Annotated in this window: 22 protein-coding genes; 5 read left to right on the top strand and 17 right to left on the bottom strand. The window is 33.5% G+C overall.

From position 1 onward, the window contains the following. Position 1: 1 nt before the first annotated feature. From murJ to ACQKM9_RS08380, 14 genes are all read right to left on the bottom strand, one after another. On the bottom strand, positions 2-1,525 hold the full coding sequence (gene murJ / locus ACQKM9_RS08445; RefSeq protein ID WP_427734129.1) for a murein biosynthesis integral membrane protein MurJ: 1,524 nt from the start codon (positions 1,523-1,525) through the stop codon (positions 2-4). Positions 1,526-1,583: 58 nt separating this feature from the next. After that, a complete protein-coding gene (locus ACQKM9_RS08440) occupies positions 1,584-2,972 on the bottom strand; it encodes an O-antigen ligase family protein (protein WP_427733947.1) in 1,389 nt (462 codons plus the stop codon). Beyond that, on the bottom strand, positions 2,962-3,999 hold the full coding sequence (locus tag ACQKM9_RS08435; protein ID WP_427733946.1) for a glycosyltransferase: 1,038 nt from the start codon (positions 3,997-3,999) through the stop codon (positions 2,962-2,964). Before ACQKM9_RS08435 ends, ACQKM9_RS08440 begins: the two co-directional genes overlap by 11 nt. Before the next feature lie 58 nt (positions 4,000-4,057). Beyond that, positions 4,058-4,741 carry a CpsD/CapB family tyrosine-protein kinase gene (locus ACQKM9_RS08430; protein WP_427733945.1) on the bottom strand — a complete coding sequence of 228 codons (684 nt, stop codon included), beginning with the start codon at positions 4,739-4,741 and terminating at the stop codon, positions 4,058-4,060. Between the two features lies 1 nt (position 4,742). Continuing rightward, entirely contained in the window at positions 4,743-5,465 is a 723-nt protein-coding gene (locus ACQKM9_RS08425; RefSeq protein WP_427733944.1) for a YveK family protein, read from the bottom strand. Positions 5,466-5,518: 53 nt separating this feature from the next. Beyond that, complete coding sequence (locus ACQKM9_RS08420) at positions 5,519-6,274, bottom strand: tyrosine-protein phosphatase (RefSeq protein WP_427733943.1); 756 nt, start codon at positions 6,272-6,274, stop codon at positions 5,519-5,521. Positions 6,275-6,718: 444 nt separating this feature from the next. Beyond that, a complete protein-coding gene (locus ACQKM9_RS08415) occupies positions 6,719-8,476 on the bottom strand; it encodes an ABC transporter ATP-binding protein (RefSeq protein ID WP_427733942.1) in 1,758 nt (585 codons plus the stop codon). Between the two features lie 284 nt (positions 8,477-8,760). Beyond that, a complete protein-coding gene (locus tag ACQKM9_RS08410; RefSeq protein WP_427733941.1) occupies positions 8,761-8,958 on the bottom strand; it encodes a helix-turn-helix transcriptional regulator in 198 nt (65 codons plus the stop codon). Between the two features lie 303 nt (positions 8,959-9,261). Next, on the bottom strand, positions 9,262-10,041 hold the full coding sequence (locus ACQKM9_RS08405) for a sulfite exporter TauE/SafE family protein (protein ID WP_427733940.1): 780 nt from the start codon (positions 10,039-10,041) through the stop codon (positions 9,262-9,264). A gap of 66 nt (positions 10,042-10,107) precedes the next feature. Next, positions 10,108-10,335, bottom strand: coding sequence for a sulfurtransferase TusA family protein (locus ACQKM9_RS08400; RefSeq protein WP_053416158.1), 228 nt, complete (start codon positions 10,333-10,335; stop codon positions 10,108-10,110). Between the two features lie 134 nt (positions 10,336-10,469). Beyond that, positions 10,470-11,597: an MBL fold metallo-hydrolase gene (locus ACQKM9_RS08395; protein ID WP_427733939.1), complete on the bottom strand. Its 1,128-nt coding sequence runs from the start codon at positions 11,595-11,597 to the stop codon at positions 10,470-10,472. Positions 11,598-11,695: 98 nt separating this feature from the next. Beyond that, positions 11,696-12,091 carry a DsrE/DsrF/DrsH-like family protein gene (locus ACQKM9_RS08390; protein ID WP_427733938.1) on the bottom strand — a complete coding sequence of 132 codons (396 nt, stop codon included), beginning with the start codon at positions 12,089-12,091 and terminating at the stop codon, positions 11,696-11,698. An 18-nt stretch (positions 12,092-12,109) separates the two neighbouring features. Then, positions 12,110-12,661 carry a sulfurtransferase TusA family protein gene (locus tag ACQKM9_RS08385; protein ID WP_427733937.1) on the bottom strand — a complete coding sequence of 184 codons (552 nt, stop codon included), beginning with the start codon at positions 12,659-12,661 and terminating at the stop codon, positions 12,110-12,112. 52 nt (positions 12,662-12,713) lie between these two features. Then, positions 12,714-13,190, bottom strand: a complete 477-nt coding sequence (locus ACQKM9_RS08380; protein WP_427733936.1) for a DsrE/DsrF/DrsH-like family protein — start codon at positions 13,188-13,190, stop codon at positions 12,714-12,716. A 762-nt stretch (positions 13,191-13,952) separates the two neighbouring features. On the opposite strand from ACQKM9_RS08380, the gene ACQKM9_RS08375 reads away from it, so the two are divergent. Further along, on the top strand, positions 13,953-14,702 hold the full coding sequence (locus ACQKM9_RS08375; RefSeq protein ID WP_427733935.1) for a YqcI/YcgG family protein: 750 nt from the start codon (positions 13,953-13,955) through the stop codon (positions 14,700-14,702). 25 nt (positions 14,703-14,727) lie between these two features. On the opposite strand, the gene ACQKM9_RS08370 is transcribed toward ACQKM9_RS08375, so the two are convergent. Then, positions 14,728-16,053, bottom strand: a complete 1,326-nt coding sequence (locus ACQKM9_RS08370) for an amino acid permease (protein ID WP_427733934.1) — start codon at positions 16,051-16,053, stop codon at positions 14,728-14,730. 32 nt (positions 16,054-16,085) lie between these two features. Then, positions 16,086-17,033 carry an arginine deiminase family protein gene (locus tag ACQKM9_RS08365; RefSeq protein ID WP_427733933.1) on the bottom strand — a complete coding sequence of 316 codons (948 nt, stop codon included), beginning with the start codon at positions 17,031-17,033 and terminating at the stop codon, positions 16,086-16,088. Positions 17,034-17,328: 295 nt separating this feature from the next. On the opposite strand from ACQKM9_RS08365, the gene ACQKM9_RS08360 reads away from it, so the two are divergent. Further along, positions 17,329-17,661 (top strand): DUF3862 domain-containing protein, encoded by a 333-nt coding sequence (locus ACQKM9_RS08360; RefSeq protein WP_427733932.1) that lies wholly within the window; start codon positions 17,329-17,331, stop codon positions 17,659-17,661. Positions 17,662-17,934: 273 nt separating this feature from the next. Here the strand turns inward: ACQKM9_RS08360 and ACQKM9_RS08355 are convergent, their stop codons facing one another. Beyond that, entirely contained in the window at positions 17,935-18,522 is a 588-nt protein-coding gene (locus ACQKM9_RS08355; RefSeq protein ID WP_427733931.1) for a hypothetical protein, read from the bottom strand. Between the two features lie 690 nt (positions 18,523-19,212). Between ACQKM9_RS08355 and ACQKM9_RS08350 the strand changes: the two genes are divergently transcribed. The 3 genes from ACQKM9_RS08350 to ACQKM9_RS08340 all read left to right on the top strand — a co-directional run bounded on the left by ACQKM9_RS08350 (position 19,213) and on the right by ACQKM9_RS08340 (position 20,908). After that, positions 19,213-19,986, top strand: a complete 774-nt coding sequence (locus ACQKM9_RS08350; protein ID WP_427733930.1) for a Cof-type HAD-IIB family hydrolase — start codon at positions 19,213-19,215, stop codon at positions 19,984-19,986. Between the two features lie 23 nt (positions 19,987-20,009). Next, positions 20,010-20,480, top strand: coding sequence for a DinB family protein (locus ACQKM9_RS08345; protein ID WP_427733929.1), 471 nt, complete (start codon positions 20,010-20,012; stop codon positions 20,478-20,480). Between the two features lie 152 nt (positions 20,481-20,632). Next, a complete protein-coding gene (locus tag ACQKM9_RS08340; RefSeq protein ID WP_427733928.1) occupies positions 20,633-20,908 on the top strand; it encodes a DUF3949 domain-containing protein in 276 nt (91 codons plus the stop codon). The last annotated feature ends 45 nt before the right edge of the window (positions 20,909-20,953 follow it).

Genomic DNA, 20,953 nt, shown 5'->3' with positions numbered 1-20,953 from the left:
GTTAGGTTTGTTTTGGACGAATTTTATCCACAAAGAAATTTACAAGTAGTTTTGACTCTTTCACCTTTAATAATGTAATTAATAGGAAATAGATACTGCTACCTATCAGGATGACTACACTCATTTTCAAAAAAACATTCCAATCTGTTAGTATATAGTTGTTAAAAATATATACACTCCCTCCCATTACACTGGACGCAAATGTTACTTTCATAAAGGTGATGAAATTCCCTTTCAAACCGAACGCACCAATTTTTTTTCGAAGCTTGATAACTAACAATGTTGAGCAGAAAAGTGCAGAAATACTCGTAGCTAAAGCAATCCCACTGATTCCCATAAAGTAAGATAAAATAATACTTAATATAATGTTCAATATAACGGCCATAGAAGCATTGTACATAGGGGTTTTTGTATCCTGTAAAGAATAAAAAGTGCGATTTAAAATTTCGCGGATACCATACCCTATCATACCTATTGAATAGAAGAAGAGTGCATGAGTTGTCATTTCTATTGCACGTTCGTCAAAATGTCCATGTCCAAAAAGTAACCTTATAATAGGCTCTGCCAAAATCATTATTCCGACACTAGCAGGAACTACGATCAAAATGACAACCGAAATAACCTCACTAATTGATTGTTTGAAGTCTTCTTTATTTTTTTGTACAGCCATTTTAGAGATAAGTGGAAACATGACAGTCACGAATGACAGAACAAATATACCTTGTACAAAATCATTTAATCGACTAGCATATGTCAAAGCAGAAACTCCCCCCTCCACTAAAGTAGAAGCAAGAGTTTTATCAACCATCAAGTTGATTTGGTCAATAGATATTCCTATCATAATAGGGAAAACAATAACTGCCATTTTCTTTATTTTCTCGTCGTTGAACTGCACAATAGGAACGTAACTATAATTTGTCTTCTTTAATGAGGGGAATAAGAATATTAGTTGAATAAACGCAGCTAGAACACTTCCAATCGCTAATGCAACAATATTAGTTTGAGTACTTACTATAATTGAAATGATAATAATAAAATTAAAAGGCAACCCAACCATAGCTGGTACTGTGAATTTTCCATACAACTGTAGATAACCACTGAAAATCTGAGTTACACTAGTAAAATATATGCCTACTAAACCTATTCGAGTAAAAAGAACAGCAATTCTTAATGTTTCTCCATCAAATCCTAAAGCAAATAATTTCACCAACACGTCAGAAAATAGAAGACCAATTACTATGACCGCAGTTGTAACTATCAGTACAATGTTGATGAGGTTATTTGTAAAGTATGTCGCAGATCGCTGCCCTTCACTATGTTCGATTTGTTTAAACATAGGGATATATGCAGTGGATATCCCTGAAATAATAAGACTAAATAATACAGATGTAATCGTGATGGAAATAATATATGCATCACTCGTTGAAGTAGCACCATAAAAATAGGATAGTGTGATATCCCGTAGAAATCCGGTAACTTTTGATAGAATTGTAATGACCATCAAAAGAACAGCTGTTTTTTTTATAGTTTCTATGATTTGTCCTTCTTTTCTTTTTATTTATGTTGCCATGCTACATTAATTATTATCCATACTCGTTCTTCATCAAATCGTGCTCCAGTGAATCAAACTCCTGAAGGTTTTTTATAGCGAAAAGGAGTAACAGGAAAAAACTTTCGTTAGACATTGCATTTAGAGACAAATAACTGATCCCCATACAAATAATAGGTAGCCAACTAATAAAATCGTTTTTTACATTAAATCTGCAAACATTGCTAAATTTCAAAAATGTTGCTATAAACAAGATAAAAACTAGAAATCCTACTAATCCCCATACTACAAGAAGTTCTAAAATGATATTATGCGCTTGAAGTTGGATGCCTGACCTGAGGTGATAATCTTGAATTCCCATTCCGAAAATCATGTCTTTTGTATCCGCCATTAATAATTCAATATATTGTTCAGCTAGTACATTTCTATTACTAGTAAGAGCAGATGGATCATCAATAAAATCTGTAAATCTTGAAAGTAGTAAATTTAAGACTGATGTAAATTCCGAAATAAAGAAAATTGAAAACAGAACAAGAAAACCAATTACCGACATAATAAAAAACAATATCTTTTTATTTTTTTTCAATCTAAAAATAATCTTTATAAGTAATAACACTAATAACAATGAAATAACTAATAAAAACATTCTCGATAAGCTGAGTACACCGAACCCAACTAAAAAGACAAATAACAATGGATAAATGAATTTAAAAAATTTATTTGTCTCACGTTTTACGAGATATAAAAGTAGAAACAACGAAATCATTACATACATTGAAAAATAATTTGGATCTCCGGCTCCACCTTTAAATCTAATAGTGGCATTATTCGACATCAGAGTTCCGTATTTCTCAAAAAAATCTAACGTCCCATAGAATATAGAAATCAATACACCCGCGATAGAATATATAATGACAACTTTATGATTATATGACTTCAGAGAATAAAAGAAATATAAAGAAACATATAAAATTGCAAAACTCCAACTAAATAGCAAGATAATTGATTTAATATCATAATAAAAAATATGACTCCATTCATAAGCAATAAACAATCCAATAATAAAAAGATAACTCTTATTAATGGGAGTCTTAAAATTTGAAATCATAACTTTAAAAAGCGCAATACCAATTAAGACATTTATTATTGGAACAGACAAACCTGGAATTGGGATAAACATTACCGCTAAGTTTGGTACTAATGAGATTAAAACAGCAAAAGCATAGTCTGGTGATACGAATAATATACGGAAAGCCAAATAAATACCTAAGCAATAAACCAGTAAATTAATATTTAATAACTTATCACTTAGAATACAAAATCCGATGATATATAAGTCTAAATACCCTAAACTTCGCCGGAAGAATGGACCAGTTTTTTCGAAGGTATAGGTAGCATTTTCTTTTTGTTGTTCAAAGGACACTTCTATACACCTGCTGCAACTGATTCTTATAGTCTGCCATATTAAACATTTCTTCCGCTTTTTTAGAAGCACTTAAAGACATCTCTTCATATTCTTTCTCTTTTAGCAAAAGTTTCAATATCGCAGTAATAAATTCTTGATCTTCATTGCAAATAACTCCACATTTACTATTAACAATACTCTCTATTCCTTCAAGGTTAGGAACTACTATAGGCTTGCCCATAGACAACGCTTCAATCGCGACCATTGGTAAACCTTCAGATTTAGATGTCATTACTAAAATTTTAGAGTTTAGTAATACAGGATATGGATTATTCATAAATCCTATTAGATCAATATTCCTCTCTAAATCTAATTTTTTTATTAAATCTCTACATTGTCCTTCTAGTCTTCCTTCCCCCATAATAACTACAGAAATGCTTGGGATCTCTTTAACTATTTCTGAGATAATATTAATAAATCGAATTGGATCCTTCACATCTTCCAATCTCCCTACAAATGCTACGTCATAACTTTTCTCAGTAGGTAGAGAAGCTTTTTCTGTTATCCAATTTACATCTACAATATTTTTTATGACAATTGATTTTTCATTATATATTCGAGACAAAAATGTAGATTCTTTAATTGCAGGTGTAACTACTATTATTTTTTTGATTTTTATACATGCTAAGAAAAAAAGAATTGATAATTTATTTACGCTTTTCAACCATTCTGGAAATTGATGAATATGTGATACTACAGGCGTATTAAAGGTTGCTACTAAACTTAAAAGCGTCGCAGTGAAATCATGTGCATGGATTATATCAGGCTTCCATTTTTTCATTACTTTTCTTATTTGCATAATTGATAACTTATTCATAGGTAAATAAGTAATCCCTCTACTATCCAGTATTTTTTCAATACTCCCCATTGGTGAAGAGTAAACAGATTCGGAGAATTCAGATAAATTTTTTATAATACAGATGGCTACATTTTCAGCACCAGCAAGTCCATCAGAGCTTAGAATATGTAAAACTCTTCGTTTCATCATCTTCTCCTTCCATTACTCAATTTGAAAATCCGCACAAAGTTATCTACTCTATTCCCTAATAATACTGGTAATAATAATGATTCTTTTCAAGTTTAAAATTGTTAAGAACTGTTCCCACTATGTTTGCTTTGGACGCTTGAAGAACTTCCTTAGCTTTTATAGCAAACCTTTTCTCTGTTGTCCCCGAACTGATCACTAGAATCGTACCATCACACTTTTCAGATAAAATTTGTGCGTCTGCTACTGAAAGAACTGGTGGGGCATCGAATATTACAATGTCATATTTATCTTTCGCCTCTCTCATAAAACCGTCCATCGAATTAGATCCAAGGAGTTCAGCAGGATTCGAAGGAATTGGTCCGCAAGTGATTAAATCTAACCCCTTAATACCAGATTCTTCAACCACATCTTGAATCTTCCATTGAATCATTAGCAAGTTGGTAAATCCCGGAGAGAGTGGCTTATTAAACGTATGATGTATAGTAGGTTTTCTCAAATCTGCGTCTACAAGAAGTACCTTCTTACCCTCTTGTGCAAATGCAATAGCAGTATTAGCTGCTACTGTTGACTTGCCCTCACCTTTTGAAGCTGAAGTAAACAGCAATGTATTTAGTTGCTTGTCCTTCATGGAGAATTTGATATTCGCTCGTACCATTCGAAATTGCTCTGAAACAATTGATTTTGGATCAGTACTCGTCACAAGCTTTCTTCGCTGTTCCTTCCTCCTTTTCTTAAACATCCTACTCCCCTCTTCTCTTTTTATTATTTTTTTTATTTTTCGATTTTTTTTGTGAAATTGGACTAATAAGACCAAGAATCTGTAATTCTACTAATTCACTAACATCCTGCTCTGTTTTTATAGTCTTATCTAAATATTCAATAAGAAATGCCGTTCCTACCCCAATCATTAAACCAATTAGAGCTCCAATTGCCATATTAAGAATAGGATTAGGCCTAACTGGTTTACTATTTTTGGTTTCGACTGCTGGTGAAAGTATCTTAACATTATCAACGTTCATTAATTTTGGAATTTCTTCTTGAAATACCTCTGCGGTTGTATTAGCTATATCTACAGCATCTTCCAGGTTTGGATTCTGAACACTCACGTTAATAACTTGTGAATTTTGCTCACTGCTCACATTTAATTTTTTATTAAGAGTTTCTAAACTGGTATCTAAATTTAAGGTATCAACTACCTTTGATAAAATAATAGGGCTTTTGATGATGACGCTATATGTGTTGACCAACTGTAGATTCGCCTGAACGTCCTGTGCCATAAATTGGTTCTGTTTAGATTCTTTCTTACTAATTAGTATTTGTGTAGACGCTTCATAAACCGGTGTTAACAAGAAGTAACTAACTCCTCCTGCAATAGAAACTGCTAATATAAATGTACTAATGATGAGAAAGATTCTTTTCTTTAATGTTTTGAATATGTCATGTAGACTAATCGTTTCTTCCATAAGAGTTGTCTCCTCCTTTATTTTGCCGTTCTATACTAAAGACATTTAGTCTATTAATCTCGCCTTTTTATGAAACTAATCGGACGTTTCGGTTGAAAACTAGTGCCATTTATTACGTGTTTTGCATTTTCACTATAATAAGATACATGTCCCTCGGAGAATTTCTCTCGTATGTATTTGTATGCAGCTTTCAATAAAAACGGACGCTTTAAATGATGATGCGCATCTGAAGATATAAAATGGACTATATTATGTTTAATCAAATACTTTATGTATTTTTTTATGGCTCTACCATTTACACCTATCAGACTGGAAGCTGTTACTTGTACGAGAGATCCTTTATTCACTAGGTCATATAGCTTCTGCTTGTCTTTTCTAAATACCATATTCCTTTCAGGATGAACTATTATGGGAATATAACCTTTTAACTGTATTTGAAACAGAACATCAAAAGTAAAGGGCGGAATATGATTTATCGGAAGTTCTATTAATATATATTTTCCACTATTAGCTAGTGTCAATAGATTGTTATTTAAATCAGAAATCAAGCTATTGTATATATGTGTTTCTTGCCCTGGTAGAATTTTCAATGGAATAGCTCTTTTATTCAGTTCCTTATTGAAATTGAATACAGCCTCTTCAACTAAAGAGGATGGGTTCAAGTATTTGCCATCATGATGATGAGGGGTAGCAATAATATGTGTTATCCCATTGGCTACTGCATTTGCGGCAAGTAACATAGCCTCTTCAATTGACTTTGGCCCATCATCAAGTCCTGGTAAAATATGATTATGAATATCTACAAGCAATCGCTCCGCTCCTCCAATATGATTATGATGACTAAAACGATGTAGTTAATAGTTTATTTAATAAAACCAACAATAGAATTCAAAACGCATTCTTATTTTCACTTATCATTTGAATCTCTTTAATTGGCATTTCTAACATTCATCAATATATAGTTCCCTTAATTACTATTTTTCGTCTAAAGTTTTTTATAAAACGCCTTTTTCCTTGAATCTTAATAAATATGAGCCTGCTAAGAGTTTATTCAACTTTGAGAGAGAAAAGAACTAAACGAATTTGACTTTTGAAAAGTATATGAATAGAAAAAAGCTGCCCTATGATTTTGGACAGCTCTTGAAATTATTATTATTTAACTTTCATAATACGAAAATGGCCTACCTAACTTAATATATTTGACTTCAAGATATTTGCTTAGCATCTACATCATTAAAAATAACTTATCATATTCATTTACTAAAACTATGACTTTCTATTTCTTGATTATCTTGAAACTCATCTGCCATTACTAACTGTCTGTAAAGTGGGTGATTATCTTTTAAGTCATTGTGTTTACCGCATGTAATGGTTCCATCAGTGTCCACGACAAGGATTTGATCTACTCGTGAAGCAAAAGAAAGTCTATGGCTGACAATAATTTTAGTTGAAACCAATTCTTTACTCCAAATCAACTCCGTGATTTCCGCGCTTAATATAGGGTCTAATGCCGATGTTACCTCGTCAAATATAAGAATCGCTGGATTTCTCAACAATGCACGTGCCAATGCAATCCGCTGCCGTTCCCCACATGAGGCTTGAACTGCGTTAGGTCCAAGAACCTCTTCTAATCCATCAGGCAATTTTTTTACAAATGACTCTAATCGAGTGATTCTTATTACTTCATCAATTCGTTCGGAAGATATTTGATTCGCATTTGATATGCCATACAAGAGGTTTTCTCTTAAAGTACGGTTCCAGATGACAACGCTTTGAGGTACGATTCCGATTTGTTTACGTAATTCGTCTTTGTTCCAATCAACAGTAGGAATACCTGCAATGCTCACTTCACCTTTATTTGGATAGTACAAACAAGTGACTAAATCAATTATTGTACTTTTCCCTACTCCACTTGGGCCAACAATCAAGGTAGTCGAATTTTGCTTTGCGGTAAAATTTATATCTATTAACCCTTCTTGACGGTCTGGATAATGAAAATCTACGTTTTTAAACTCAATTCCCAAAGCTTCATCTTCAATATTTTTCCTTTTGTTTTCAGGTAGCTCTGACTGCGAATCAAGCAAAGTATAAATTTGATTGATTACAGTTTTAACCTTTTTTGTGCCGAGCTGTGCTCTTTGTAAACTTGACACAGATTGAAAAACCATAGGCACATAAGCTATAAAAGCAACGATACTGCCGAGGCTTAGCAAATCATTTTGAACTCTTATGTATCCATAAATAATGACAATACTTAAACAGAGCGATTGAATAAAAATCAATATACCATTTACATTTAAATCTGAAATTAGTCGTCTTTTCATCCAGAAACTACGATCTATTTCCAACCACTTCTTCCAATTTGCAATTTCTCTATCTCTATTTGTAAAAAGACGGACTGTTCGAACGTTAGCCAACACTTCCTGAAGAAAATCAGCACTACCTATTCTTGCACCTCTATATTTATTTTCAACATCCTTAACCTTAGTTCCTGTCATTGCTGTTAAGAAAACTGTCAGTAATGAAAATGCTAAAATTATTAAGCTAATAGGTACATCAAGCAATAGCATGGATCCAAAAGTTATTAGTAAGGTAAAAACAGATAATATGGCTGGCACCAGCTCATAATCAATATAGCCATCACCAACCATTAAAGAGTCTTGCACATTTTGATACATGGTGCCAGCTGAATTTTTGTCCAAATACTCTGTTGGTTGATTTAACATACTTTGAAATGTATCCTCACGGAGTTTTTGTGAGATTTTTTGACCAATGCCAGATAGGAAATACGTTTGAATATAGGAGATTATAGTAGCTACTATAGGAATTGAAATAAGTAGTGTAACATTTCTAATGAAAGAAGTCGTTTGTCCACCAGTAAGTGTATTAATAAGATTCTTCATGACGAGTGGCTGTGAAACCATAAGCAGTGTCGATACTAAAGATAAAGCTAATCCTATTGCAATGGGTATCCATAATGGTAGTACATAATTAACGAAAAGACGTTTCAATGCGTTTCCCCCTATTATAAGTACATTCTTTATTAGAGATTGATTAGTTACCATTTGGCATTATTAGAATCAGAATATACACTAAAAAAAATCAAGTAGATTAAGTCACTTGGATGCACTTTAGAATAATAACTTTCGCTTTGAACTCTTAATAAAGTGATTATTAAGATAATTCAACTTAGAATTAAGTAAATACTAAGTAGTCGAATTTACTTCACTTCTCTTTAAACGAATTACCACTACAAATGTAAACATTCCAATCCCCATCCACATTCTTTCCATTTTTATTTCTCCTCATAAATAAAAACATGTTCAATTGAACAGTTGAATAATCGGGAAATTTTAAAGGCTAAAGTAATGGAAGGATTGTATCGTTCCTTCTCCAGTGAAATAATTGTCTGTCTTGATACTTCTAACTTTTCGGCAAGATCATCTTGCGTGTAATGATGTTTTACCCGAAATACTTTAATGTTATTTTTCATTTTATCTCCATCTTCTTAGTAAAGTTCACTTTACATTTATTTTAATTTACAATTTATTAATAGTCAAGTTCACTTTACATTATAAAAAAATTAATAAGTACCAATAAACAAAGTATTTCCATCTATCCCTCCTATAAAGCTGTTCGGATACAGCAAATTAGCTAATAGACTTTGCTCTAATTGTTGGGATAAGAAATAAAAAGTCACAAAAATAACCATTCATACACCTTAGTTATCCTCTATTGCTTACATTCAATATAAAAATGCAGGATATATTTGCGTATCCTGCATCCACAATTTCTTCTACATTAAAATGTCCACCCAAATTTTTATAGCAGTTGCACCAATGAGCATTGCTAGAAACATCTGTAATAATTTTGTATTCATTGCTTTACCGACCTTGGCTCCGATTGGCGCTGCAATCAAACTTGCCGTTACTAGCACTAACACTGGCCCCCATTCCACTTGTCCAGTTGTTATTTTCCCAATTGATCCACCTATGGAAGAAATAAATGTAATTGCTAGACTAGAGGCGATTGTTATACGGGTTGGGATTCTTAAAATGACAAGCATGATAGGTACTAATATAAAACCACCTCCTGCTCCAACAATACCGGAACCTATGCCAACGATAAACGCTAAGCCAGCTGCAAGAGATTTATTAAACTGCACTTGATGCACATGCACATCAGGAATTTGTTTACGAGGAATAAACATCAACATTGCTGCAAGTAATGCAAACACTCCGTACACGACGTTTATATTTTCTGCCGATAGCTCATTCGACCCAAAGCTACCAAGTAAGCTACCTGCTAATACTGCTATACCCATTGTAAAAATCAATGATTTATTTAAATATCCGCCTTTACGATACGCCCATACACCCGCAATCGATGTCACCAGTATTTCGACTGCACTAATTCCAGCAACTTCGTGAGAAGTAAAACTTGTTAAACCAAGTAATGCCGGAATATATAGCAGCATCGGAAATTTGATAATAGCGCCACCAATACCAAGCATACCGGAAATAAATGAACCTACAAAACCAATGAAAAATAAGACAGTTATTAATGAAAAACTCATTTTTTCTCCTTCTTCCTATCTAAAAAAGCGAGCATCGATTGCTCGAGTACCCGCTCATTTATTCTTTTATGCTTTTTCTATGAAGAAGCTTAATACACCTGCATCTTCTTTCTGTTCTACGATATTGTGACCTCCAGCTTTCGCCCAGGCTGTAAAATCATTTAATGCGCCTTTATCCGTTACCAATACTTCTAGTACTTCACCAGAAGCAATTGTATCGATTGCTTTTTTAGTTTTTACTATTGGCATCGGACAGGCTAACCCTTTTACGTCTAAAGTTTTTATGATATTCATGTTTATTTCCTCTTTTCAATTCGTTTTATTGTTTATGTTGGAAAAGATCCTTGCCTCTCCTTATTCAACTTGCATTTGAGTATTATGCAAACATATACATCACATTTCTACCATCTGTTTCTAATTTCAAAAAATCATCTTACAGCACAACGGTTTGGACCAATTTCCATCTCTGTTTGCGCTTCATTATCTGGTGTGATTTTACCCATGTTCACTCGTCGAATTTCTTGGTATGCGTTTGGCTGTGGTGGTAAATTCTCTGTTACAAGCGTACGAAATTCCTCTTCGTCTTCGATATTCAACCCGTGGTTTTCTACAAATAAATCACCTAAGCGTTTAGCGACAGTACCATCTTCGTTTAATTCCTCAATGTTCATAAAGTGCGAAGGATGAACGATTAAGTCCTCTGGTAATTCACGGTAACGTCTATAAAGCGTTTCACGTAGGTCACCTACCCAGTCCTCTGCAAGGCCAGCTAAGTCAGGACGGCCAATTGAATCGATAAATAAAATGTCACCAGTAAATAAATATTGACCATCGATTACTAAAGAAGTTGATCCAATTGTATGACCGGGTGAATATAACACACCAACATCAATAGTTGAGCTACCTAGTTTTACTGTTAAACCATCTGCAAGTTCTGTATATTCGAAAACAACTTCTGTAGCATCGGCTTTTGGTAGGTAATACTTTGCACCAGTCGCGGTTGCTATGGCTCTACCACCTGAAATGTGATCAGCATGTAAATGTGTATCAAATACATGTTTTATTTCAACACCTTTTTCATGAGCAAAGTTTGTAAATACTTCCGTAAAACGTACCGCATCAATTAAAGCTGCTTCTCCATCAGAAACCACCATGTATGAAAGACATCCCTTACCCAGACGTACAAATTGGTATAATTCACCGCCGTTCGGAAGTTCGCCTACTTTAATTGGCTCTAAGTACATACTCCAAGATTTCATGCCTCCTGCAAGATAACAAACATCAAGTCCTTCATCTGAAAGCATTTCAGCGATCATAATTGATGAACCTTCTTTTGCACAAACTATTAATACATCTTTATCCGTTGGGATTTTTGGAAGGATTTCTTCTACACCATCAAGTAGCTCGAAATAAGGTATATTTAAATACTCAAATTTCTGGCCTTCAATTTTCCAATCTTCAAATGCATCTGCATTTCGTACATCTAAAATGAATAACTCCTTCTGTTCGATAACTTTACGTGCAACATCTGCTGCAGTACATGTATTTACTGTCATATCCACTTTACCCCCATAGGTATTATTTTCACGATTTTTTATGCAGTAGAAAATGCTCCTACTGCACGGATTAATAGCAATATTAAATACACATTAAACTAAAATGTTAATGTTGGAGAAGCATCTTTTGCAAATTCTAAGAATGTAACAGCTCCACCCACTTCAATCCCCTCAACGAAATCTACTATAGTTAAGCCCATAACATCCATTGTCATTTGACACCCAATGAATTTCACACCTAACTCTAGTGCCATTTCCACTAATTGAGGAATTGTCAGAACGTTTGCTTTTGCGAAACCTTCAGCCATGAACTCAACCCCTTCTGGCATTGATAATGCTTGCATTGCTTGTTTATGAATTAAATTTAAGCCTTCAAATGTAAAAAAAATCGTAACTTCTTTCTCAGAAGCAGCTGCAGCTGTTGCGATATTAAATACTTTATAAGCATCGAAAAGACCACCGTTACTAGCGATAATAGCTACTTTGTTTGACATTGATTTTCCCTCCACCAATTATATTTTTTTTGTTAAATCACCTGTCCAGGCTGTCATCCCAGGTAGTACGTTGTATACTTTATTAAATCCAGCGTTTGCTAACTTTTGTGCAGCCATATCACTACGTTTACCTGTTCGGCAAATCACATAAATTTCCTTATCCATATCCAATTCTTTTATCCGTGTATCAAGCTCGCCCAATGGAATGGATATTGCACCTTCTATATGACCGAATGCGTATTCAACTTCTTCACGAACATCTAGGATCACTCCAGGACGACTTGTGATTTCTTCATTTGAAATGGTATATTCAAATGTTTCTTCCACATTTATGTCATTTGAACATTTGCGAATATAGTGATATAGGATCTCATTCTCTTCAATAGTACCAATATACTGATGTCCAATATTACCTGCCCATGCAGCTAAATCTGCCTTTGATCCTTTGTCTGTTGCTTGTACCTCAAGAATTTCACCATCTACTAAGTCAGCCATTGCTTTTTTCGTTTTGACGATTGGCATAGGGCAAGTAAGGCCTTTAGCATCTAATTGCATATCTGCTTTTAACATCTCTTATACCTCCATACCCGTAGGGGTATTATTTATTATAAAAAAATATATTTTAGATGAATAAGTTAACATTGCCGTCTTCAGCATCTGCTAGGTACGCTGCAACGCCTGCATAATGTACTCCGTCTATTAATTCATCTTGTTGAAGTCCTAGTAGATCCATTGTCATCGTACAGGATACTAATTTAATATCTTGTTCCTGTGCCATATTAATCAATTGCGTTAATGTTAAGGCATTATGTTTGTTCATAACGTGCTTAATCATTTTCGGGCCCATACCCATCATTTGCATTTTTGATAAACCGAGTTGTTCTGCACCTCGTGGCATCATTTTGCCAAACATTTTTTCAAGGAAACTTTTCTTCACTTTTAAATCTTCTTGTTTACGAAGTGCATTAATACCCCAAAAGGTGTGAAAAATTGTTACTTCATGATCATATGCGGCTGCCCCATTTGCAATAATGTATGCTGCCATCGCCTTATCATAATCACCGCTAAATAATACGATTGTCGTTCTTTTCTTCTCCATTCTAAACTCCTTTATACCACCAGGGGTATTATTTATTATAAAAATAAATAGTCGCAAGCCTTAGTGACTTTTCCCGACTACATTTACTGCTTCCTTAAACACTTGTTTTTTGAGTTGTCTTCATCTGCTCTTTTAATACATTTCAGAAGATTATCTGTATCTGTAACTATTACACAAATTTTCACTAGAAACCAGAATGTACTGCACTATGCTGTAAGATTACCTACTTTTAACTCTTTCCTTCTTCCTTCATTCGTAGAACTGCAAGTACCCATACTTTCGCAAATCACTAACAACTTTCTTACAAACACCATATTATACCCCCGTGGGTAAACAGTCAACTAAAATATCTTAAAAGAGTCTTGCTTGATTAACAGTGCTTCTTATACATTTCTGAATATTGAACTATCATAAAATTAATAAATCCCCTTAGCTACTTAATACTATTTTTAGGTTTTGAATATACGGGGCAGTATTATCAAAACATCTGATATGCATAGCTTAGTGCAACTATTATTCTACAGTATTGACATATTTCTAAGCATCTTCTTGAGCGATAATTCCATAAACCCCGTTAGCAATTTTAGAAAAGTTTATGAACTCACGATTGTTACAGTTACTATCAATTGGAGAGGATTATCCAATAATGGTGTTAGTTTTTTTATGAAGCATATCTGCCGATTTTCAAATAGTTCCAGACCGATAGTCACCCATTTGTACCTCCATTAATAAAGTAATTAAGTATAGAAGGAGGCATCTGAAGTGAAAGGTCTTTTAGAAAAACGCTGGATAGATGTACATTTTGAAACACTTCCATTATGGCAACAATCAGCTTATACATCCTTCTCTTCCATGATTGCAGACGAAGACAATACGTATCCGTGTTTCCCAGCAAGACATGGATTTTTATCGAATTACCTTAGGTTTAGTTTTGTAGGAGATCCTCGGGAACTAAGTTCTATAAATGATCTTGCAAACTGCTTGAGGGAGTATGGAAAATGTTCACGTGATGCAGGGAAAAATACCGCTTTAGCTATTTTCTTGGAAACGCCAGAGGAAATTATTGAGGACTATGACTTGGAGGACTTTCGCAAATTATTTTGGTCCATTTTAAATAAGCTGACAACATTTGATGAAAAAGATTGGCCAACAGATATGCCAATATATCCCTCTCATCATAAATGGGAATTTTGTTTTGATGGAGAACCTTATTTTGTTTTCTGTGCCACACCTGCTCATACATTACGAAAGAGTCGTCATTTTCCATCTCTTCTCATAGTATTTCAGCCACGTTGGGTGTTCGATGAAATTAACAACTCTATTGATAATGGACTCAAAATGAGAAAATTGATACGTAAACGCCTTGTTGCATATGATGGCATTTCAGTTCATCCTGATCTAAAATGGTATGGAAATGAAGACACTCTTGAATGGAAGCAATATTATTTAAGCAATGATGATGATAATAGCGCATCCAAATGTCCTTTTATGAGGTTAAAAGACAAATTGTGAATTCGCCCTAAATCAGTACCTTTTATCAACCATTCTTTTTACTCCCCCATTTTTTCGCCATTATAAATGTACAAATTCCTATAATGACTATGAAGAGCAGACTCACATATAATCCGAGTCTGCTTGTTTTTTCACCTAACGTACCTGATATCGTTATAACGATCAACAGCATTCCTATAATTGTTTTCACTCGTTCCCATAGCGACAATTTCATTAGCTTCGTATAAGTCACTAAAATGAATAACCAATTATACAGGAACATCAAACCAGCAGCTGTTATTATATATTCAAAAATCTTATCTGGCAGCAAAAAACCAACGATAATGGTTATGAGCAAGCCACCAGCTAAAAAAAGAAATGCAGGTAACGGCACTTTCATTTTTCCTTTTTTCGCCAAGGAAGCAGGTGCATCATGATCTTCTGCAAGCGAAGTTAATATTGTCAGTACTCCGTACAATGAGGCAACCATCGTCGAAAAACCAGCTATTATCAGAATTCCATTGAAGACGTCCATCACATATGGGAGCTGAAAATTTTCAAGAGCTGTAATAAATGGACTTTCTTCTACTTTGAATTTTTCCCAAGAAATGAATGTCAAAGCAAGAACAATGGACAAAATATAGATGATGGTCAGTACAATTATCATAATTTTTCCGGCTTTAGGTGCTTCTTTGGGATCTTTTAAATCAATAACTAAAAGGCCCATTACTTCAATTCCACCGTAAGCATAAAATGCATAGAGCAGCGCTAGCCAAATCCCTCTATAGCCCTCCGAAAAGAAGTTCTTATAATTATCTAGCAATGAATTGACGTCACCCGGTTGACCATTCATCCCCCTGCTCAATAGGATCACAGCAACTATGATAAACATGACTATAGCTGCCATTTTCATCAATCCAAAAATATTTTGAAATTTTTCAAACCCTTTCATGCCAGTAAGTATAACAAGTAAACCTAGTACAGCGTATATGGATGTTCCTATCCAAAGAGACAAAGATGGGAACCAAAACTGCGTAAATATCCCTAATGCTATGAGTTGACTTCCCATAATGAGCATTTCAGAAAACAAATATACCCATCCATTGCTAAAGCCAGCCCACCTTCCAAAAGCTTTCTTAGCATATGAACGGAAAGATCCTTTATCAAGATGCTCTACAGACATTTTTGACAGTGCATCGTATACGATATATGTTCCGATTGCAGCTAAAATAAAGGGAATAAATACAGCAGGTCCACTTTTCTCAATGGCTATACTTGAACCAAGAAAAAAACCTGTTCCTATCGTACATCCCACTCCAAGAAGAGATAACTGCCACCACGTCATAAGGCTTTTCTTCGTTTTTGACCCCATCAGGATCACTCCTATACATTTATTGCAAAGTGTTATTTTAAGGATTTTCTTATTAGAGGCAGTGTCATACAGCGAATGCCTCCTCCACCTTTCTCTAACTCTGTTACTTCAATTTCAATAATATTCTTCTTTTGCAATTTAGGATGATTTTTGATCATCTGCTTATGTGCTTGTTTACTTATTAATAATGTTTCTGGATCTATGTTAAGAAAGTTAATATCAGGAATAGTATTATACTCATCTAGCCAGTATGCTTCAAATCCATGGCGCTTTAAAAATTGCTCTGGCATTTCAAATCGAGAGGCATTCTCTGTCAAAACATGTAATGGTAAATAACGTACGAAACTCTTCGCTATAAGTAAATCTTCGTTTGCTACATTACAATTCATATCTAAATGAAGTGTATCTGGCCTACGTGGTAAATCAATTATTCCTATTTCAGAAAAACCAGCGTGAAAAATCTTTTCCTTCACCTTCTCCACACTTTCTTTACTTGTACGCATGCCAATATTTATTAACACAGCATCTCTATTAAGTATTAGTACATCCCCAAATTCTAGTGCTCTTACATTAGCATCTTCATGTAATAAAAAGGTTTTTGGAAACCACTTTTCCATTAGCGAATGTGCTTGTACATACTCGGGGCGCCTCATAGAAACCCCTGCTTTCCCTGGTAAAATGATGTTTCCAAACACACAGGCAAGGTCCCGTACAAAATAACGATTAAGCAGCTGATCACTTAAGTTTCGATCATCTTGTGCTAGTTCTTCAGAATAATCTACGACTTTAATTCCTTCATTCTCCAAAGCACCTTTAAATTCCATGAAATTTTGTTGTGCTTTTGCATGATTAACAGAAGAGCTCCACCCCACATACTCAGCAGTTTTTAAATTTGGCACTTCCAACTTAGATGGTGTACATAGCAAAACAACCTCAAGTTCTTCATGCTCCGACCAACAATTCGGTTGAAATGATAACATGGTGTATCCTCTCCCTTTCTGTTCATATCTTCCTTATTGTTAGCACGCTGAATGGGATTATGCACATCGATTGGGCAATCTTATTAGTACTTTAATTACCTCACTCACAAACTATATTTCACTCAAGTTTCTTCATGTTTAGAGAATCAAAAAATGGGGTTTACCTATAAATTTGCATTGTTTAAGAGAGTTTATAGATTATACACATACTCAAATTTTTTATTTCTAATTAATCATCACAAATATATTGTATAATAATGTATGGAGTGGAAAATATAACTTGGAGGTTAGTTAAATGAAGAAAATGATTAAAGGTTTTATAATAGCAAGTTTATTAACATTCGGAGTGGCTACACCAATTGCAATTAACGGACAAGATGTCGCATACGCAAAGTCAAAAGTAACAATAACAAAAAAAGAATACAATAAAATTAAAAACGGAATGTCTTATAAACGTGTACAGAAAATCGTTGGTGGTAAAGGAGAATTATTGTCTGAAGTTGGTTCAAAAGGAGATACATATTACACTTATATGATAGTGTATTACGGGAAAGATGGAATTTCAAATGCTAACTTTACATTTCAAGGCGGAAAATTAGAAATGAAAGCGCAGATATTACTTAAGTAAGAATAGGAAGCAACTGTTCAAAATGATAATAGCTGAAGATAATGAAATATGTCTTGATTTTATTATCACGTTAAAAAATTAGCTGATATCAAATGGAATAATTCGGATTATTTATAAAATCGATTTCATTATAAAAACCTTATCAATATATGATAAGGTTTTTCGCTGTATGGCTAAGTAAGAACTTCCACTTGGACCAGAGGCTCTTTATCCATTTCACTGACATCAATGATTAAGCCACCATTGATTAATGAAAAATTCTCATAGCTATGTTTACCTTATGTAAATGCCCGATTCTTCTGCCAATTTTTCAAGTTGGATATAAGAGTCTTGATGTTTACAATAAACTGGAAAACTTAATTCAAAATTCCCTAGGATTGCGGTTTCAATTCCAGGGAAAAAGAAAATTGGCAACCAAATTTCTCTTGTTGCAAGCATTACAAATAATAACAATTCCTGTATGGTACTTACTATAAAGGTATTAGTCTTATAAGTGAGTAATTGAACTACTTTCTTTTTTTCGGCTTTGCTTAGATGATACCCATTGAAATGAGCAGGCTTAAGTTTTTTAAAGTCTTCTCCCCAAAAAGGAGACATATGAATGTAAACTGGCATGTCTTGTGTCCAGTGAAAAGTTTTAATAAAAAAGTCTTTGAAATTCTCTTCATATTTTAATTGATGACCTTCAAAGGATGTAAGAAGTTCTGATGCTTCGTCTACAGAAAGACAATAACTATAAACGTCTAAAAGACCAATATATTTGAACTCTTCTCTCGGGTTTTCATTTTCTTCAAGATCTAATCTTCCAAATTCTTCAATTATGTATTTTATATCAAGTTTACTTGCTTGTTCAATTGACAAAAAATTCACCTCATTATGATTAACTCTACATCTAAACTATACGATGAGCTGCTACAATTCAATAACAGACAAAATACGGTCTTCTTAATAAAGGAAGCCATTCACTATTACCACTAGAAATAAACACTAAGTAAGAGTCCTACTGTGAATACCGAAACAAAGATACTAAAACTAATAAAACTTTAACTCTATTAGAAATCTCGCCAAACCTAGAAAACAAATCTCTGATTAGCCCATAATAAGACGTCAAAATTATTATAATAATGATTAACCTTGTAATATCTAAACCACTGAAATCGCTAAATGACTCACTAAAAGTGCCCCTATAGTAAAAACATAAACCTACAATAGAGTGTAGGAAAACTAGGTATAGAAAAAATTTTATGTACTTCAATTCTGATAAACCCCTTGGAATTATATATTTACTTTTACCTAAACTCCTTTACGTATTATAGCTAAATAATCCATTCACATCCAGATTATCATCAAGAGTTCAGTACTACAGAGATCTCTATCCAATAATTTTTTTATGGTATTCTTCAATGTAAATACATTACCGTTCAAGATACTAAATATATATTTTATAGTTTGATGAAACAGCCTGTGATGAAAAATTACAAGCTGTTTTTGTTTTTCCTTTCAAGTTACAATAAATAGTAAGAATTCCCATTAACATAAAGGAGAATTATTATGACCCATAAGATTGTATTTTTTGACGTTGATGGTACACTTACAAATTATCAAGATGGCAGTATTTCATCAAGTACAAAGAAAGCTATACAAATGCTTAAAAATAACGGTATCAGAGTAGTAGCTGCAACTGGTAGACCACAATCAATGTGTGAGGTTTTAATAGATTTAGGAATAGACACGTTCATCACAGCTAACGGTGCTTATGTAAAACATCAAGATCAAATTATACATAAAACCCCTGTTACAAGAGCTATTGTGAAAGAAGTAAATGATTTTGCGTGTGAAAACCAACACAGTTTATCGTTTTTCACAGAAGAACTTTCAATGAATGGCGTACAAAACCCAGCTACTCTAAAAGCGTTAAATGAAACACTATCTTTAAATGAATATCAAATTACAGATGAAGAAATTATTAATAAAGAAGTATATTTAATGTGTTTGTATGTAGATAAACAATCGATAGAGAAATATGTTCAAAGATTTCCTCACTTAAAATTTAAAAGATGGCATCCCTTTATTCTTAATGTATTAGAACAAGATGTATCAAAATCTATTGCTGTTAAGAAAGTTTTGGAATACTTCAATATCAATTCATCAGAGGCAATTGCGTTTGGTGATGGAGAAAATGATATAGATATGCTTGAACTTGTTGGTTACGGCATCGCTATGGGCAATGGACATGAAAGATTAAAGATGGTTGCAAATTTTATTACTAAAAGCTCAAGTGAAGATGGAATTGAATTTGCATTACAGAAACTCGAACTTATCTAATTAAAATAGGAGGATGGATTTAAATGTACGAACTGTTTCAATATAATTGGGAAATTAGAGAAGAATGGTTTCAGTGGTGTGAGACCATTCCAAATGAAGAACTTGTAAAGAAACGAACAGGTGGCATGGGAAGTATTCTCAAAAATTTATTTCATGTCATTGACTGTGAACAACTCTGGATCAATCAAATGCAAGGAACACCCATTATTGAAAAAAGTATAAATGAAATAACAAATTTGAATGCGATAAAAGAATTCAGCTCCCATACAAAGCCCATTACAGAGCATTTCATCAAATTGTATATTAATGAAGCTCAAGAGAAAATTCTCGTTTACCCAATGGGAAATGGAAATAAAATGAATTTTACATATAACAAGATTCTTCATCACATCATTACACATGAAATTCATCATATCGGACAATTATCAGTTTGGGCTAGAGAAATAGGAAAGAAACCAGTGTCCTCGGACTTAATAATGCAAGATATATTTTAGAGAATATAACAGTTCAACTAAAAAGCAAATAGTTAGAAATGAAGTGCATCAGAAATAGCATGAATGCGTATATATATTTTTAAGTGGATAAAAACAGACCTTTTCCAATTTTTCGGTTTAGAAGAAACATTTAAGAAAGGGGGATTTTTGTGGTGGGTTTAAATATAACATTATGGATTGTTGCTGCTTATATTTTATTATCGTTAATTTTAATGCCTATGCAATATAAGTACATTACACATTTAAAAGAGACTGATCAAAAAATAAAGGAATTAGGTTTAACGAAAGAAGAATATTATGAGAAGATGAGTTTCGAAACCCAAGAGTTACATTTTAATGCACAAGGAAATTTATTGTTTTTGGGAGCAAACCTTTTCTCTACTCTTTTGTATAATTGGGAGCAACGAAAGAATCGAACATTCGAGTAGTTATTTAGAGCCCAATAAAATGTGTTAACTTTTCTTCCAATTCCA

The organism is Viridibacillus sp. NPDC093762, from assembly GCF_050279675.1.
Classification (GTDB): domain Bacteria; phylum Bacillota; class Bacilli; order Bacillales_A; family Planococcaceae; genus Viridibacillus.
This window is presented reverse-complemented; position numbering and strand designations above follow the sequence as displayed.

What these genes read in the sequence shown, in the direction of transcription:
- ACQKM9_RS08435 (WP_427733946.1), bottom strand. Translation starts at nt 3,999, where the DNA reads ATGAAACGAAGAGTTTTACATATTCTAAGCTCTGATGGACTTGCTGGT.
- ACQKM9_RS08430 (WP_427733945.1), bottom strand. Translation starts at nt 4,741, where the DNA reads ATGTTTAAGAAAAGGAGGAAGGAACAGCGAAGAAAGCTTGTGACGAGT.
- ACQKM9_RS08425 (WP_427733944.1), bottom strand. Translation starts at nt 5,465, where the DNA reads ATGGAAGAAACGATTAGTCTACATGACATATTCAAAACATTAAAGAAA.
- ACQKM9_RS08410 (WP_427733941.1), bottom strand. Translation starts at nt 8,958, where the DNA reads ATGAAAAATAACATTAAAGTATTTCGGGTAAAACATCATTACACGCAA.
- ACQKM9_RS08405 (WP_427733940.1), bottom strand. Translation starts at nt 10,041, where the DNA reads ATGAGTTTTTCATTAATAACTGTCTTATTTTTCATTGGTTTTGTAGGT.
- ACQKM9_RS08400 (WP_053416158.1), bottom strand. Translation starts at nt 10,335, where the DNA reads ATGAATATCATAAAAACTTTAGACGTAAAAGGGTTAGCCTGTCCGATG.
- ACQKM9_RS08395 (WP_427733939.1), bottom strand. Translation starts at nt 11,597, where the DNA reads ATGACAGTAAATACATGTACTGCAGCAGATGTTGCACGTAAAGTTATC.
- ACQKM9_RS08390 (WP_427733938.1), bottom strand. Translation starts at nt 12,091, where the DNA reads ATGTCAAACAAAGTAGCTATTATCGCTAGTAACGGTGGTCTTTTCGAT.
- ACQKM9_RS08385 (WP_427733937.1), bottom strand. Translation starts at nt 12,661, where the DNA reads ATGTTAAAAGCAGATATGCAATTAGATGCTAAAGGCCTTACTTGCCCT.
- ACQKM9_RS08380 (WP_427733936.1), bottom strand. Translation starts at nt 13,190, where the DNA reads ATGGAGAAGAAAAGAACGACAATCGTATTATTTAGCGGTGATTATGAT.
- ACQKM9_RS08370 (WP_427733934.1), bottom strand. Translation starts at nt 16,053, where the DNA reads ATGGGGTCAAAAACGAAGAAAAGCCTTATGACGTGGTGGCAGTTATCT.
- ACQKM9_RS08365 (WP_427733933.1), bottom strand. Translation starts at nt 17,033, where the DNA reads ATGTTATCATTTCAACCGAATTGTTGGTCGGAGCATGAAGAACTTGAG.
- ACQKM9_RS08360 (WP_427733932.1), top strand. Translation starts at nt 17,329, where the DNA reads ATGAAGAAAATGATTAAAGGTTTTATAATAGCAAGTTTATTAACATTC.
- ACQKM9_RS08350 (WP_427733930.1), top strand. Translation starts at nt 19,213, where the DNA reads ATGACCCATAAGATTGTATTTTTTGACGTTGATGGTACACTTACAAAT.
- ACQKM9_RS08345 (WP_427733929.1), top strand. Translation starts at nt 20,010, where the DNA reads ATGTACGAACTGTTTCAATATAATTGGGAAATTAGAGAAGAATGGTTT.